The following is a 16,126-nucleotide window of genomic DNA, read 5'->3' on the forward strand; positions in this document are numbered from 1 at the left end:
ATATCGACAATGCCCTGCTTTCAATACGTCACGCCAACCACATACATAACGAAATGCCCGCGACAAAACTGACGCAGGCATTTCATAAAGACCTTGTAACTCGTGAAACGATTATTTTCTCAGACCGAGTTTTGCAATCAGATCACGATAACGGTTGATATCTTTTTTTCGCAGATAAGCCAACAAATCCTTGCGACGGTTAACCATTTTGATCAATCCGCGACGGGAATGGTGATCCTTGGTATGAACCTTGAAATGACCGTTCAGATCATTGATACGCGCCGTCAACAAAGCGACCTGCACTTCAGGGGATCCCGTATCGTTCTGGCTGCGTGCATTTTCCGACACGATAGCAGCCTTGTCTTCTTTAAGCAATGCCATAAAATCAATCCTTACATGCGACAGATGGAGTCCAAAACCCTTCCTGCCGTGAACAAACAATATAAATACCAGTCAAACCGACCGGTAGGGCAGTATAACGGAAAAGCGTTTTCTGTACAATAAAAACTGTAGAAGTCCGAATCACTATAGAGGAATCACAATGAAACGATCCATAACGCTAACACTGCTTTTGTCCCTGATGCTTTCAGGCTGCGCCTCCATTTTTTCGACACCCGTTCCCGGAACGCCTGCGGAAGAAGTCATCGCCTTGAAAGGAAGTCCGGATGCCGAGTATCTTGACGGCAATATCCGGCTTCTGGAATGGTCTGTCGGTCCCTGGGCACAATATGCCTATATGGCCAAAATCGGACCGGATGGCAGACTGATATCTTACGAGCAGGTTTTGACACGGGAAAAATTCGATACCATACAGATAGATCACTTCAGCAAAAACGACGTATTGAAAACAGTCGGCCATCCGACCGAGACCGATTATTTACCCCTGGTTGACCGTGAAGTATGGGCTTACCGGTACAAGGAAGACGGCATCTGGAATTCCATGATGTACATTTACTTCGATTCGCAAGGTATCGTCAGAAGAATGGAAAACGGTCAGGACCCCATGTACCTCCGCAAATAAACGAAATATCCGCACAACAGGGAAAATATCAAAGGAGCGACCATGAAACACTCTTTTCTGGCTTGTATTCTGGCAAGTTCATTCATGCTGACGGGCTGCGCTTCCATGTTCGGCCCTCCATTGACGCCCGGAATGCCTGTACAACAGGTCATCGCGCGAAATGGCCCGCCTGCGATCGAATATCCCGACGGAGACACAAAAGTGCTTGAATGGCCGGTCAGCGAGTGGTCACAATACGCCTACATGGCGCGAATCGGACCTGACGGCAAACTGATTTCATATGAAAATGTCAGAACGCGAGAAAAATTCGCGACCATCAAGATCAATCAGTTCAACAAAAATGACGTTCTTCGGACAATAGGTCATCCGACCGAGACGGAATATTTCCCTCTGAAAAAACAGGAAGCCTGGTCTTATCGTTACAAGGAGGAAGGCATCTGGAATTCCATGATGCATATTTATTTTGATTCCAGCGGTATCGTCAGAGGGATGGAAAACGGTCAGGATCCGCTTTATCTGCGCGATAACGGTTTCTTCGGCGGTCCCGGCATGGGTATCGGAATCGGAATTGGCGGAGGTGGAGGCGGTATCGGAATCGGTTTTTGAGACTCCACAAAAAAAGGGATGCGACATGTCGCATCCCTTTTTGTTCCGAAACAATCAGATGATCTTGGAAACGGCATCAATGTATGCATTGACCGAAGCGGTGATGATATCGGTATCAGCTGAGAAACCGTAGTAAACCTTGCCTTTGTTTTCAACCTGAATATGGACCTTGCCGACATCGTCAGTACCACGTGTGAATGCCTGAATCAGGAATTCTTCCAGAGTCACTTTCTGTGTGATCAACTGGCGAACGGCATTGATCGATGCATCGATCGGCCCATTGCCGGCAGCCGTAGCCATACAGCGTTCACCATCAATAATCAGGCGAACCGTTGCCATCGGGATGGAATCCTTGCCGCAAACAACCTGGAGATAATCCAGCTTGATTCTTCTGGCATCTTCCACGGTTCCGGTTCCGGCGAGATTGCGCAGGTCATCGTCGGAGACCGATTTTTGCGCATCGGCGAGGACAAGGAACTTGCTGTAAGCGACATCCAGCTCGGCATGAGAGAGTTCATATCCGAGGCGACGAAGATGATGATCCAGCGCAGCGCGACCACTGCGCGCCGTCAGGACAATAGAAGAATCGCTGACGCCGATATCGGCCGGATCGATGATTTCATAGTTTTCCCGATTCTTAAGCACACCATCCTGATGAATACCTGACGAATGGGCAAAAGCGTTCCGTCCGACAATCGCCTTGTTCGGCTGTACCGGCATACGCATCAGATTGGATACCAGACGGGATGTCTTGATAATCTTGGTCGTATCAATATCGGTATAGGCCGGAATATCTTTGCGGCACTTCAGAATCATGACGATTTCTTCAAGAGATGTATTGCCTGCCCGCTCCCCGATCCCATTGATAGTGCACTCGACCTGACGGATACCATTCATGATGCCGGCCAGTGAATTGGCCGTTGCCATACCCAGATCATTATGGCAATGAGCGGACAGAACAGCCCTGTCGACATTGGCGACATGATCCTTCAGATATTTGATTTTCGCGCCGTATTCATAAGGCGTACAGTAACCGGTCGTATCCGGGATATTGATCACTGTCGCGCCAGCCGCGATGACAGCTTCGACGACACGGGCAAGGAACTCATTGTCGCTACGGCCGGCATCTTCGGCAAAGAATTCGACATCATCCACATACTTTCTGGCATATTTGACCATCTGGACAGCCCGTTCGAGAATCTGTTTGGGCGTCGAATTGAACTTGGAATAAATATGGTAAGGGGACGTACCGATCCCGGTATGAATACGTCCTTTCTTGGCATATTTAAGCGCATCGGCAGCAACATCAATATCTTTCTCGATAGCCCGCGTCAATGCGGAAATAACCGGTTTTTCAACGACTTTGGAAATTTCGACGACCGATTTGAAATCACCGGGACTGGAAATAGGAAAACCGGCTTCAATGACATCGACCCCCAACGCTTCCAGGGCTCTGGCCACTTCGATTTTTTCAAGTGTATTCAGTTGGCTGCCCGGGACCTGTTCCCCGTCACGTAACGTGGTATCAAATATGATAATTTTTTCTGCCGAGTCTGCTGGTGTGCCGGCCATGATGTGCTCCTTTGGATAATTCGAGAATTGATTGGTTAAACTGGAACGGAATTTTACCCATCCCCGTCTCTTGGACAGAGGTCAGAAAAAAGTCCGGATTTGTCAATAAAGGGATATCAGCACGCCTGGCGTGCTAGAACGAGCGATAACGACAGGCAAGACAATCTGCTGTCACAGAAATCGAATGAAGAATTGAAAGTTTTGATATTCATGAAAAAACTATAAGCTCCTTTTTCAATTCATGCAATATTTTTCAAAACGCCGCCCTAGATATCAATGAACTGTATCTTATTTGCAAACCGCAAGTTTACCTCATTCTTCCCCATCGTGCGGTTCCACTTTTGTCTGGACAATGCTGACCGGTTTTCCTTTTATCCTGTACCAGAGATAAACCACATAACCGGAAATACCATAAACAACAAACAATCCGAAAATGACCTTTGGTGGATCAAACGAGATCGCGACAAAAACGAGAACGATCAGTATCACGGCAATAAATGGCACCGACTTTCGAATGTTCATGACCTTGAAACTGTAGAATGGAACGTTCGATACCATCGTCAGCCCGGCATAAAGCGTCAGTATCCAGGATGTCCAGTAAAAATCACTTCCAGAAAATCCCATATCGTCCATCAGCCAGATAAATCCGGCTACCAGCGCAGCGGCGGCCGGACTGGGCAATCCCTGAAAATACCGCTTGTCGACAATCGCGATATTCGTATTGAATCGTGCCAGTCTCAGCGCGGCACAGGCACAAAAGACAAAAGCGGAAACCCATCCGATACGCCCCATTCCCTTAAGCGACCATTCATAAACGACGAGAGCCGGGGCGGCGCCGAATGCCACCATATCGGCCAGACTGTCGAGCTGGGCGCCGAATTCGCTTTGTGTTCTGGTAAGCCGGGCAACCCTTCCATCCATACTGTCCAGAATCATGGATATGAATATGGCGACCGTTGCCTGCTTGAACTCCAGATTCAAGGACATGACGATGGCATAAAAACCGCAGAACAGTGAGGAAATTGTAATGGCATTCGGTAACAGATAAATGCCTCTTCTCCGCAATTTTGCGCGTGTCGAATCCAATTCCGTAACGGGTTGTTCCTGCTGAGTCATGCGCATTCTCCGATAGATAGCAAACGGTATATTATGTTTTCAGATGATCGTGCGTCGGTCCGGGAAAGAGTGATTTACAATTCAGCCAAAACGGTTTCCGTAGCATACACTTTATCACCCACAGCGACTTTCGGCCTTGCGGAAAGCGGCAGATAGACATCAACACGCGAACCGAACCGGATAAAACCGAAACGTTGTCCCTTTTGCAAAATCTCGCCACCGCCTACATAACAGAGGATCCGGCGCGCAATGAGACCGGCTACCTGGACACACGTGACAGTCTGGCCATTTTGTGTTTTTATAATCAATGCATTACGTTCATTTTCAAGCGAAGCCTTGTCAAGATCGGCATTGACAAACTTGCCCGGAAAATAATGGACACTTTCCACTTTTCCATCAACCGGCGAACGGTTGGAATGAACATTGAAGACATTCATGAATACACTGATCTTCAACGCTTCACGTTTTCCGTAAATATCTTCCGTTTTTTCAATCACGACGATACGACCGTCGGCCGGCGAGAGGACTGCATGCTCGACATCGGGAACGACTCTGCCCGGATCACGGAAAAACTGCAATACAAACAGGCTGATCAACCACAGCGGCAGCGACCAGATACCCCATTTATATGTCACGGCCGAGGAAACGGCAAAAGAAATAATGATGTAAAACCAGCCTTCACGTGCAATGATAGGATGAGGATAATTCTTCAATCACAACTCCGAAACGCCAAACTATAAAGAATCGTATTCTATTCTTAAACATTCTGCGTTGAAACAAGCAGACAACCTTACGACAACCTCATTGCGCCAGATTCTGACAAGCAAAAGGACCCGCCCCCTTGAATACGTTGAAACAGCATCCATATATCATACAAATGAAACGACCTGCGGCAACATTGTCATATGATGAAATTATGGCGGTTTTTTACCGATATTAAAATCATTTGTTAAACCACAAGCGTCTTTCCCTGCTATATGCGATGGTATGAAGTTGAACTGCTGCATGTTTGCGTCCAGCACAACATCCACCGTTTTGTTTTATGTTTCATTTAACCTGAACGGAAGACAAGACTATGAAGTTTCGAGATCCAGCCAGCCCCATGTGGTTGCAAGCATTGAAAATGCTGGAACAGGCCGATCAGCTCCATCGGCGTTTCTTCCAGTTGGGCAAACCGAAATCGCGTGGCCCGGTCTGGGAACCCCCCATCGATATTCTTGAAACCGACCGTTACCTGCTGATTCAGATTGCCTTACCCGGCGTTGACTTGTCGGACATTACTGTCGTCATCGAAAACAACATCATCCATGTGGTCGGAGAAAGACAAATCGCGATGGGTGCCGATACTGTCATCAGACGCCTCGAGATCCCTTATGGCCGTTTCGAAAAACAGATCAGCCTGCCAAACGGACACTATCAGATATCCGAAAATTCTCTGGCAAATGGATGTCTGCGTTTGGTACTGAACAAATTATGACAGGTGAGTTATGACGACACCAGAACTTGAAAGACTTTCTTCATCGGAAAACCACGACGGCAACACGAACAATACTTCTCTGTCAACCGGAGAAAAAAACGCTTATCCTCCCATTCCGGAAGATGCGTTAATTATCATACCTGTCAGAAACATGGTCCTGTTTCCGGGGATGGTCATTCCGGTGACGATTGCCCGTGAAAAATCGTTACTGGCCGCACAAGCAGCCATGAAAACAGACCGTCAGATCGGTATCGTATTGCAACGCAACCCTGAAACAGCCAATCCCGAACAAAAAGACTTGTATCCGGTCGGAACAGCTGCCAGCATCCTGCGTTATGTCGCGGCATCCTCCGAAGCACATCATATTGTTTGTCAGGGTGAAGGACGTTTCCGCCTCATCGAATTGCTTGACGGTTATCCATTTCTGGTCGCACGGATCGAAAAAATACAGGACGAACCGGAAGACAATGTCGATATCCAGGGCCGTATGGTACAGCTGAAACAGCGTGCACTGGAAATTCTCCAGATGTTGCCGCAGGTACCCCAGGAATTGTCCGATTCCCTGAGCAATGTAACCTCTGCCGCCCTGCTCGCTGATTTGATGACGGGACTCATGGATCTGACACCGGATGAAAAACAGGAAATTCTGGAAACCCTGGATCTGAAATCCCGTATTGACAGATTGCTTTCCCATCTCGCATACCGGCTCGAAATTCTCAAAGTCAGCAAGGACATTGACGAGCAGACGAAAAACCGGCTTGACGATCGCCATCGTGAAGCCCTTTTGCGTGAACAGCTCAAGACTATCCAGAGTCAGCTCGGAGAATTTGACAATACCTCTTCCGAAGCGGCGGAACTTTCCGAGAAAATCGAAAAAGCGAATATGCCGGAAGACGTACGGACACATGCGCAAAAAGAACTGAACCGGCTGAAAAACATGCCGGAATCTTCAGGTGAATACTCCATGTTGCGCAATTATCTTGAATGGCTCATCGAATTGCCCTGGGCAATTTCGTCCAGTGACCGGACGGATATAAATGAAGCCCGAAAGATCCTTGATGAAGACCACTACGGTCTTGACAAAATCAAAAAACGGATTCTGGAATTTCTTGCCGTCCACAAACTCAACCCTGAAGGCAAAAGCCCTCTTTTGTGTTTTGTCGGCCCACCGGGAGTCGGCAAAACATCTCTTGGACAAAGTATCGCCAAGGCAACCGGACGAAAATTCGTTCGCGTCAGCATGGGCGGTGTTCATGATGAAGCCGAAATCCGCGGTCATCGCCGGACCTATATCGGCGCTCTTCCCGGCAATATCATCCAGGCCATCCGTCGTGCAGGCACCAACAATTGTGTCATGTTGCTCGATGAAGTCGACAAACTGGGCAATGGCGTTCAGGGAGATCCGTCTGCGGCACTGCTCGAAGTACTTGATCCGGCGCAGAACAGCACATTCAGGGACAATTACCTGGCGGTTCCTTTCGATTTGTCCAAAGTCATGTTCGTCTGTACGGCCAACATGCCGGACACCATTCCCGGCCCATTACGCGACAGACTGGAAATGATTCAGCTTCCCGGTTACACGGAACAGGAAAAAACACAGATTGCCTTGCGGTATCTGATCAAACGCCAACGCGAAGAAAACGGACTGAAGTCCGGAAATTGCGATATAACGGAAAGCGCCATCCACGATATCATCGGCAATTACACACGAGAAGCCGGTGTCCGCAATCTTGAGCGTCTGATCGGCAGCGTCTTCAGGAACGCAGCCATGAAAATCGCCGAAGGCCGTGCAGAGAAGGTGATCGTCGATTCAGCGGATATTCCGGATATTCTTGGCACGCCGATTTATGAAAGTGAAATCGCCATGCGCACCAGTATGCCTGGTATCGCAACCGGACTGGCCTGGACACCGGTGGGTGGCGATATCCTCTTCATCGAGGCCAGCCGCGTTCCGGGAAGGAACAAATTGACCCTGACAGGCCAGCTGGGTGAGGTCATGAGAGAAAGTGCACAGGCAGCCTTGACACTTGTCAAGGCACGTGCCGTCGATCTCAGGATCAATCAGGAACTGTTCGAAAACAGTGAAATCCACGTTCACGTACCGGCCGGAGCCATTCCCAAAGACGGTCCCAGTGCCGGCGTCGCCATGTTTCTTGCGCTTGCGTCAGTCATGATGAATAAACCGATCGCCAGCGATCATGCCATGACAGGTGAAATCAGCCTTCGTGGACTGGTTCTTCCCGTGGGAGGGATCAAGGAAAAAGTCCTGGCGGCATTACGTGCCGGTATCAAAACCGTCATGTTACCCGCCAGAAACAAACGTGATCTGGACGACATCCCTGAAGAGGCGCGCAACCAGCTTCAATTCGTTTTTCTTGAAACCGTCGATGATGCCATTCGCGCAGGACTGATCGAATACAACAGCGACCATGATTCCTGAAACCGGCAAGTGAAACAAAAGGCGTAATTCCCTTCGGGAATACGCCTTTTCCAGTTCATCAGCCCTGTCATCTGTTTTCGCTGCGGATATAAAGTCCGATCAATTCGGACTGTGCCAGAATATGTCCTTCCATCCGCTTCACAATTTCAGCTTTGGTCGTATTGCCAAGGTCAGGCAAAACCGTATCCAGAGCATACAACTTGAAAAAATAACGGTGTGTTCCGATCGGAGGACAGGGACCACTGTATCCGGCAAACTGCCGGTCATTGATGCCGATCAGCGTCCCTGCCGGCAAGTCCCCGTCGGCAACACCTTCAGGCAATACACCGGCAACAGGAGGCAGATTGTAAAGAACCCAGTGAACCCATGTCATCTTCGGCGCAGCCGGATCAGGAGCATCCGGATCGTCCGAAATCATGACCAGACTTTTTGTGCCGGCCGGTGGAGCTGTCCATTCCAGCGGCGGAGAAATGTTTTCACCCTCACAAGTATAAAGAGCCGGCATCATTTCATTATGTGAAAATGCCGGCGAACGTATCGTCATCGTCATACACAATTCCTTTCACAGGATTCTCAGATATTGATCGATCTTCAGGGACAAACGTCATTCAACCGGAATATTGCGGACCGTTTCGCTGATGGCTTTCGGCAAACGGATTGCCAGTACGCCATCGACATAGTTTGCCTGTGATTTTTCACTGTCAACATTTTTAGGCAAAGCAATTGTCCTTTCGAACGAACCGTATGCCCGTTCAACAAGATGGTAAGTGCTTCCTCCGTTTTCACGTACCAACTGCTTTTCTCCGCGAATGAAAAGCGTATTCCCGACAATCTGGATCGAAAAATTTTCCTTTTCGACACCGGGCATCTCGACCCGGACAACCAGATCGGAAGCCGTTTCTTCCACTTCCGCATTGATCAGCCCCCAATAAGGAAATGAATCATTGTCATTTCCGTATTTAGGCCTTTCGTAACGGACCAGCGCGCTGCCGCACCGGCTGAGCAATTCGCGCCAGCCATCCGACAGACTTTCCCAGGCACGGGTCAGCTCACGTCCAATACTTTTCCCGGCCTCTTTCAAGGAATCAAGCATAAGTTCCTCCTGATAACAACAAGAAAACGCTTACGTCATTTTCAGATAATAACGTACTTTTTCAACCGCCAGAACAAATTTCCTATTTCTTTTCAGGAATATACCCTTCCGCCTGATCGGCCCCCTCGCCAAAGAAATGATTTTCCATCTGTTCCTTGAGATAGGCGCGCGCTTTGGGATCGGCCATATTCAAACGGTATTCATTGACCAGCATCGTTTGCAAACGTATCCACGCCTGCCACGCCTCCTTGGAAACGTTTTCATAAATTTTTTTTCCCAGTTCTCCCGGATACGGAGGGAAATCCAGCCCTTCCGCTTCCTTGTCCAGCTTGATGCAATGAACAGTTCTCGTCATACCTTTCTCCTTCAATAAATTGCTGTTTCGATTGGAGCCCGGCCAGTCAATCAAAGTTTCTTGATCAACACCTGGGATTTGCGCTGCCAGTTATATATTCTTTGCCGGTCTTTCGGCAACTCCTCAACACTGGCATAAACAAAACCTCTGCGCAAAAACCAGTGAGCCGTCTGGGTTGTCAGAATAAACAATCTGTCAAACCCCAGTGCCCGTGCCCGGTCTTCCATGTGATTCAGTATTCTTTCCCCGTCCCCTTCCCCCTGAACATCCGGATCAACGATCAGACAGGCCATCTCGGCCATTTTTTCTGCCGGAAAAGGATACAGGGCTGCACAACCGAATATAACACCATCATGTTCGATGACCGAAAAATACTCGATTTCACGTTCCAGTAACTCCCTGCCCCGTTTGACCAGGGTACCGTTGGCTTCATAAGGCTCGATCAGTTTGAGAATCGCCCCGACATCTCCGATTGTCGCTTCACGCAAGGATTCGACATTTTCATAAGTCACCATCGTTCCGACGCCATCATGGGTAAACAGTTCCAGCAACATTGAACCATCTGTCGCATAGGGAACAATATGGGTTCGTGGCGTTCCGCCAATACAAGCTTTGGCTGCATAACGGAGATAAGACATGGCTTCCTGTGACAAATGTGCCGTTTTTAGCAACGTTTCGACCTGATGCGAAGTCAGTTCCCGGATCTCGTCACCTTTCACATCCCGGACAAGAGGGGTTTCCGTCAGGAAAATCAGTTTGTGGGCATGCAATGCCAATGCTGCCGAAACAGCAACATCTTCCATACGGACATTGAAGGCCTCTCCTGTTGGGGAATACCCCAAAGGTGAAAGAAGAACCAGATCTCCCGACGCCAGAATAGGATGAATACTGTCGTAAGCGATTTTCCGGACTTTGCCCGTCCATTGCAGGTCAATACCATCCAGTATCCCCAAAGGCGTCGCCGTGACAAAATTGCCTGAAATAAGACGTATTTCAGCATGCGCCATTGGCGTGTTCGGCAACCCTTGGCTGAATGCCGCCTCAATATCCATCCTCAACTCGCCGGCGGCCTCTTTGGCGCATTCAAGCGCTTCAGGATCGGTAATGCGTGTTCCGTTATAATACCGGCTTTTGACATGGCGCAAATCCAGCTGTTCTTCCACCTGCGGACGTGATCCATGCACAATGACCACTTTGATACCCAAAGCATGCAACAGTGAGATATCGTGAGCCAGAACAGGTAACATACCGGCTTTTACCAGCTCCCCCGGAAAGGCGACAACAAATGTCTGTCCGCGAAAAGCATGTATATAAGGAGCGACAGAACGAAGCCATTTGACAAATTGTTCTTCCATAATGGAAATGATCCGGAAATAGATTAATCAGTTTATTGTGGACAAAAACCGTCTCCTGTTCTTCTTCTCTAACAAAGCCCAGGAAGATATTGCCTCTTGAAGACATCAAAACATCTTTGAGATTATAATGCGCACCGACATGAGCGCTTCCGAATCTTTATCCAAAAAACCACGTTCCTTCAGACAACCGAAACCGGCTGCCGGTGAAATTCTGCGAACGCCCGTTCCTTCTATTGTCTATCCTGAAGAGCTGCCGGTTTCGGCTCGACGCGAGGAAATCGCCAAGGCCATCCGGGATCATCAGGTCATTGTCGTTTGCGGTGAAACCGGCTCTGGCAAAACGACCCAGTTGCCCAAAATCTGTCTTGAACTTGGCAGGGGACAAACCGGTTTGATCGGACACACGCAACCACGCCGGATCGCCGCCAGTACGACGGCAAATCGCATTGCACGGGAGCTTAATTCACCGATCGGTGAAATTGTCGGTTACAAAATCCGCTTCACGGACAAACTGAGTGCCAAGGCATCGGTCAAACTGATGACGGATGGCATTCTTCTGGCCGAAACGCAAAGCGACCGTCTTCTGAAACAATACGATACGATCATCATTGATGAAGCTCATGAACGCAGCCTGAATATCGACTTTCTTCTGGGGTATCTCAAACAGCTTCTGCCGAAAAGACCGGATCTGAAACTTATTATCACTTCCGCGACAATAGATGCGGAACGTTTCGCCCGCCATTTCAGTACAGATAAAGAATCCGTTCCCATTATTGAAGTATCCGGCAGGCTGTATCCCGTCGAGATCCGTTACCGCCCCGTTCTTGACAACACGACACAGGAGGATAAAGACAGATCCGATACCCGCCAAACCCGTGATCTGATGGAGGCTATTGTCGATTCTGTCGATGAACTGTTCAGAACAGGTTCAGGAGATACCCTCGTTTTCCTGCCGGGGGAAAGGGAAATCCGGGAAACGGCAGAAGCCTTGAGAAAACATCACCCGCCCCACGTCCAGATTCTGCCTCTTTATGCCAGGCTTTCTGCACAGGAACAGGAAAAGATTTTCAAGCCTGCCAATGCAAGAAGAATCATTCTGGCGACCAATGTGGCAGAAACATCCCTGACCGTTCCGGGCATCCGGTTTGTCATCGATACGGGACTTGCCCGTGTAAAGCGCTACAGTTACCGGAACAAAGTCGAACAACTGCATATCGAACCTGTCTCGCAGGCAGCCGCCAATCAGCGTGCAGGGCGTTGTGGACGTGTTGCATCCGGTATCTGTATCCGGTTGTATGACGAACAGGATTATTCTCTCAGGCAACCCTATACCACCCCTGAAATTCTTCGGTCTTCGCTGGCATCTGTTATTTTAAGGATGAAATCCCTGAAACTGGGAAATATCGATACCTTTCCCTTCATGGAACCACCCCTGAAAAGGGCCATTGCCGATGGATATCAGCTTTTGCAGGAATTGGGGGCACTTGACGAGTTCAACCAGATGACTCCGGTCGGACGGGAACTGGCCATGCTTCCGCTGGATCCCCGTATCGGCCGCATGATACTGGCGGCCCGCGATCATCAATGTCTCAAAGAAATACTGATTATCGCATCGGCCCTGTCCATTCAGGACCCGCGCGACAGGCCCATCGATGCGCAGGAAGCTGCCGATAACGCCCATCGGAAATTCGCGAATAACCAGTCCGAATTCATGACTTATCTGAAAATATGGAACTGGTTCGATGAAGCGCTTGAACACAAAAAGTCAAACAGACTGCTGCGTGAAAGCTGCCGTGACCAGTTTCTTTCATTCCTGAGATTGCGCGAATGGCGGGACATCCACTCCCAGCTTTTGACTATTGTCCGCGAAAGAGGATGGCGCCTCAATGAACTGGATGCGACTTATGAACAGTTGCATCTGGCATTACTGACAGGGCTTCTGGGAAATGTCGGTTGCAAAACCGAAGACACGACGGTATTTCTGGGAGCCCGCGGAATCCGTTTCCAGATATGGCCGGGATCCTCGCTCGCACGTAAAAACGGCCGGTGGATCATGGCATCGGAACTGGTCGATACAACCCGGCTGTATGCCCGTTGTATTGCGCAAATCCAGCCCGAATGGCTGGAGAGGGTAGGACACCACCTGCTGAAAAAAAGCTGGAGTGATCCTCACTGGGAAAAACGTCCTGCACAGGTCTCGGCCTTTGAACGGGCAACGCTCTACGGTCTGGCAGTCTATAACCAGCGTCGCATTCATTACGGACAAATCAATCCGGCGGAAGCACGCCAGATATTTATCCGTGAAGCACTGGTCAACGGTGATTACGAAACAAAAGCGCCTTTTTTCGCTCACAATCAGCGATTGATTCGCGAAATCGAAAATCTGGAACACAAGTCAAGAAGAACCGATGTATTGATTGACGAAGAACTGATCGCCGCATTTTACGACCAGCATTTGCCACCATCTGTCATCAATGGATTTTCCTTCGAGAAATGGCACAAGGAAGCGACAAAAGAAAATCCGAAACTGCTTTTCCTGAATCGTGACGGCCTGATGCGTCATGAAGCGGCGGGTATCACGACGGAACTGTTTCCGAAAACACTGAATCTGGCCGGGATTGAAATGACACTGGGTTATCACTTTGAGCCCGGCAGTGTACGGGACGGTGTCACACTGACAATACCGATCTACGCATTAAACCAGCTTGATGAGGTACGTTGCGAATGGCTGGTCCCCGGCATGCTGAAAGAAAAAACCCAGCTGTTGCTCAAATCCCTTCCCCAGAAAATCCGGAGAAACTGTGTTCCGCTTCCGGATTACGCTGCAAAATTCGTTGACCGGATCCGTAACAAAAACTCGTTCGGCTCGGGATCGCTAATCGATGCCATTATCGCCGATATCCGCGAGCAAACCCATGTCATGGTCAAAAAAGAGGATTTCAGACAGGAAACGCTGCCGTTACATCTGTTCATGAACTTTCGGGTAGTTGATGAACATAACCGGATGCTCGAAATGTCCCGCAATCTGGCATCCCTGAAATCTGATTTCGGCAAACAGGCCAGAGAGGCTTTCCGGCAACTGGCCGAATTACGTTCCTCCGGAAAAAAGGAAAAAACGTCGCCTTCTGCAAAACACAGATCCGGCCACCCGGTTCAGGACAATAACGACATGTCGTTTTCTTCTGAAAAAATCATGACATGGAATTTTGAACCATTGCCCGAACTGCTTGAAATAACCAAAGGAAAACAGTCCCTGATCGGTTACCCTGCGCTGGCAGATAAAACCACTCATTGTGAAATTGAAGTCTTTGATGAACCGGCAATGGCAAAACGCATTCATCATGCCGGATTACGGAGACTGTTTTCGCTACAGTTGAAAGATCAGCTCAAATTCCTTGGCAAAAACATCAATGGCCTTACCCAGATGGGAATGCAATTTATCAAACTGGGATCACAGGAAGAATTGCGCGACCAGATATTACAGGCATCCCTTGAAGCGGCCTTCATGTATCAGCCCTTGCCAGAGAAACAGTCCGATTTTGAAAAAAGGAAAAACGAGGGAAAAACACGTATAGGACTGATATGCAATGAAATCGCCAAAACCGTTTCGCAGATACTTGCCGAATATCAGGCTATCCAGAGAAAACTTTCTGCAATAAAACCCCATGATTATGCGCTGGCCGATATCAACCAGCAATTGTCACAATTGATCGACAAGCAATTCATCACGGAAAACTCCCTCGAAAGACTCAAACACTTTCCACGCTACCTGAAAGCTTGCAACATTCGTATCGAAAAATGCCGCAACGATCCCCAAAGAGACAAAACACTTTTTGCCAGCTGGCAACAGGTCGCTTCTCCATACCACAGGTATCTGAAAGAAAAACGGCTGAAAAAACTTGAACAGAATCCGAAAACAATCGAATATCGCTGGCTTCTGGAAGAATTGAGAGTCTCTCTTTTCGCTCAGGAATTGCGTACGCCGTTTTCAGTTTCCGTCAAGCGACTTCAGAAAATCTGGGAAACCATGCAGAGATAGCGCCAGTCAACCATTACAATTCGTACGTTGCCGTCTCGTCAAGCAATGCCTTCTCAACAAGCTTGCGATTCAGATTGGGCGATATCATCTCGATAAATGCATAAATATATCCACGCAAATAAGCATTTTTCCTGACCAGAATACTTGATCTTCCGGTACCGAAAAGATGTCCTACCGGTATGGAACGCAAATTTTTGTCCTGCTCAGGGTTGAATGCCATACCGACAATAATACCGACACCAAGCCCCAGTTCGACATACGTTTTAATGACATCGGCATCAATGACTTCCAGAAGAATATCCGGCTTGACATTTCTTTGATGGAAAATGTTTTCTATCCGGCTCCTTCCATAAAAAATCTTGTCATAAGTGATAAGCGGATATTTTGCAATTTCCGCCAGCGTCAACATTTTCACATCATTTAAAGGATGGTCTGGCTTGACAACCAGATGAAATTCCCACTGGTTGCATGGCAAAGTGATCAACCCATCCTGTTCTGCCACATAATCCGTTACGACAGCCAGATTCGCCTGGTCAAGCAAAACCATTTCCGCGATATCGTCTGCCTTGCGCTGCAGAAGAGAAAGCCTGACTTTCGGATATTTTTGTATGAAATCGGGAATAATTTTAGGCAGGAAATAACGTGCCTGGGTATGTGTCGCCGCAACTGTCAGACTGCCAGAATCCTGAGCGGCATATTCCTTGCCGATCCTTTTCAGATCGTCGACTTCTTGCATAATCAGTTCGATCGAATTCAGAATCATTCTGCCCGGCTCCGTCAGACCACGAATACGTTTTCCATGACGCCGGAAAATATCGACTCCCAGCTCATCCTCAAGTTCAATAATCGCTTTGGAAACCCCAGGCTGGGATGTAAACAACGCTTTGGCAGCTTCGGTCAAATTGAAATTTTGCCGTACTGCCTCACGAACAAATCGTAACTGATGCAAATTCATCTTGAGTCTCGTTTTTTCCTGATTGGATAAACTTACAGAATTTAAAATTTCAATTTGCCGGAATCCGCTTGCACCTGAAACCGGTCAATTCATTTAA

Annotated in this window: 14 protein-coding genes; 5 read left to right on the forward strand and 9 right to left on the reverse strand. The window is 48.5% G+C overall.

Going from position 1 to position 16,126, the window contains the following annotated elements:
* Positions 1 to 111: 111 nt before the first annotated feature.
* Positions 112 to 381, reverse strand: a complete 270-nt coding sequence (gene rpsO / locus NB647_RS09510) for a 30S ribosomal protein S15 (RefSeq protein WP_269264360.1) — start codon at positions 379 to 381, stop codon at positions 112 to 114.
* A gap of 160 nt (positions 382 to 541) precedes the next feature.
* Here rpsO and NB647_RS09515 point away from each other — a divergent pair, with 160 nt between their 5' ends.
* Together NB647_RS09515 and NB647_RS09520 are read left to right on the forward strand one after the other, a co-directional pair.
* Positions 542 to 1,021, forward strand: coding sequence for an outer membrane protein assembly factor BamE (locus NB647_RS09515; RefSeq protein WP_269264361.1), 480 nt, complete (start codon positions 542 to 544; stop codon positions 1,019 to 1,021).
* A gap of 42 nt (positions 1,022 to 1,063) precedes the next feature.
* Positions 1,064 to 1,627, forward strand: a complete 564-nt coding sequence (locus tag NB647_RS09520) for a hypothetical protein (protein ID WP_269264362.1) — start codon at positions 1,064 to 1,066, stop codon at positions 1,625 to 1,627.
* 54 nt (positions 1,628 to 1,681) lie between these two features.
* Here the strand turns inward: NB647_RS09520 and NB647_RS09525 are convergent, their stop codons facing one another.
* The 3 genes from NB647_RS09525 to NB647_RS09535 all read right to left on the reverse strand — a co-directional run bounded on the left by NB647_RS09525 (position 1,682) and on the right by NB647_RS09535 (position 5,028).
* The gene (locus tag NB647_RS09525) at positions 1,682 to 3,199 is read right to left on the reverse strand and encodes a 2-isopropylmalate synthase (RefSeq protein ID WP_269283267.1); all 1,518 of its coding nucleotides are present in this window, start codon (positions 3,197 to 3,199) and stop codon (positions 1,682 to 1,684) included.
* 312 nt (positions 3,200 to 3,511) lie between these two features.
* Positions 3,512 to 4,315, reverse strand: coding sequence for a CDP-diacylglycerol--serine O-phosphatidyltransferase (gene pssA, locus NB647_RS09530; protein WP_269264364.1), 804 nt, complete (start codon positions 4,313 to 4,315; stop codon positions 3,512 to 3,514).
* 74 nt (positions 4,316 to 4,389) lie between these two features.
* Entirely contained in the window at positions 4,390 to 5,028 is a 639-nt protein-coding gene (locus tag NB647_RS09535; RefSeq protein WP_269264365.1) for a phosphatidylserine decarboxylase, read from the reverse strand.
* 362 nt (positions 5,029 to 5,390) lie between these two features.
* Here NB647_RS09535 and NB647_RS09540 point away from each other — a divergent pair, with 362 nt between their 5' ends.
* Positions 5,391 to 5,792, forward strand: a complete 402-nt coding sequence (locus NB647_RS09540) for an Hsp20/alpha crystallin family protein (protein WP_269279979.1) — start codon at positions 5,391 to 5,393, stop codon at positions 5,790 to 5,792.
* Positions 5,793 to 5,802: 10 nt separating this feature from the next.
* Positions 5,803 to 8,232 carry an endopeptidase La gene (gene lon / locus NB647_RS09545; RefSeq protein ID WP_269264367.1) on the forward strand — a complete coding sequence of 810 codons (2,430 nt, stop codon included), beginning with the start codon at positions 5,803 to 5,805 and terminating at the stop codon, positions 8,230 to 8,232.
* Positions 8,233 to 8,299: 67 nt separating this feature from the next.
* Here the strand turns inward: lon and NB647_RS09550 are convergent, their stop codons facing one another.
* The 4 genes from NB647_RS09550 to argA all read right to left on the reverse strand — a co-directional run bounded on the left by NB647_RS09550 (position 8,300) and on the right by argA (position 11,035).
* Complete coding sequence (locus tag NB647_RS09550; protein WP_269283268.1) at positions 8,300 to 8,782, reverse strand: YbhB/YbcL family Raf kinase inhibitor-like protein; 483 nt, start codon at positions 8,780 to 8,782, stop codon at positions 8,300 to 8,302.
* A gap of 54 nt (positions 8,783 to 8,836) precedes the next feature.
* Positions 8,837 to 9,325, reverse strand: a complete 489-nt coding sequence (locus tag NB647_RS09555; RefSeq protein ID WP_269283270.1) for an Hsp20/alpha crystallin family protein — start codon at positions 9,323 to 9,325, stop codon at positions 8,837 to 8,839.
* A gap of 82 nt (positions 9,326 to 9,407) precedes the next feature.
* Positions 9,408 to 9,680 carry an oxidative damage protection protein gene (locus NB647_RS09560; protein WP_269283272.1) on the reverse strand — a complete coding sequence of 91 codons (273 nt, stop codon included), beginning with the start codon at positions 9,678 to 9,680 and terminating at the stop codon, positions 9,408 to 9,410.
* Positions 9,681 to 9,730: 50 nt separating this feature from the next.
* Positions 9,731 to 11,035 (reverse strand): amino-acid N-acetyltransferase, encoded by a 1,305-nt coding sequence (argA, locus tag NB647_RS09565; protein ID WP_269283274.1) that lies wholly within the window; start codon positions 11,033 to 11,035, stop codon positions 9,731 to 9,733.
* Positions 11,036 to 11,174: 139 nt separating this feature from the next.
* On the opposite strand from argA, the gene hrpA reads away from it, so the two are divergent.
* On the forward strand, positions 11,175 to 15,074 hold the full coding sequence (gene hrpA / locus NB647_RS09570; RefSeq protein WP_269283277.1) for an ATP-dependent RNA helicase HrpA: 3,900 nt from the start codon (positions 11,175 to 11,177) through the stop codon (positions 15,072 to 15,074).
* 13 nt (positions 15,075 to 15,087) lie between these two features.
* Here the strand turns inward: hrpA and NB647_RS09575 are convergent, their stop codons facing one another.
* A complete protein-coding gene (locus tag NB647_RS09575; protein ID WP_269264372.1) occupies positions 15,088 to 16,029 on the reverse strand; it encodes a CysB family HTH-type transcriptional regulator in 942 nt (313 codons plus the stop codon).
* Positions 16,030 to 16,126 lie beyond the last annotated feature (97 nt).

The organism is Oxalobacter aliiformigenes (genome assembly GCF_027116575.1).
Classification (GTDB): Bacteria; Pseudomonadota; Gammaproteobacteria; order Burkholderiales; family Burkholderiaceae_D; genus Oxalobacter; species Oxalobacter aliiformigenes.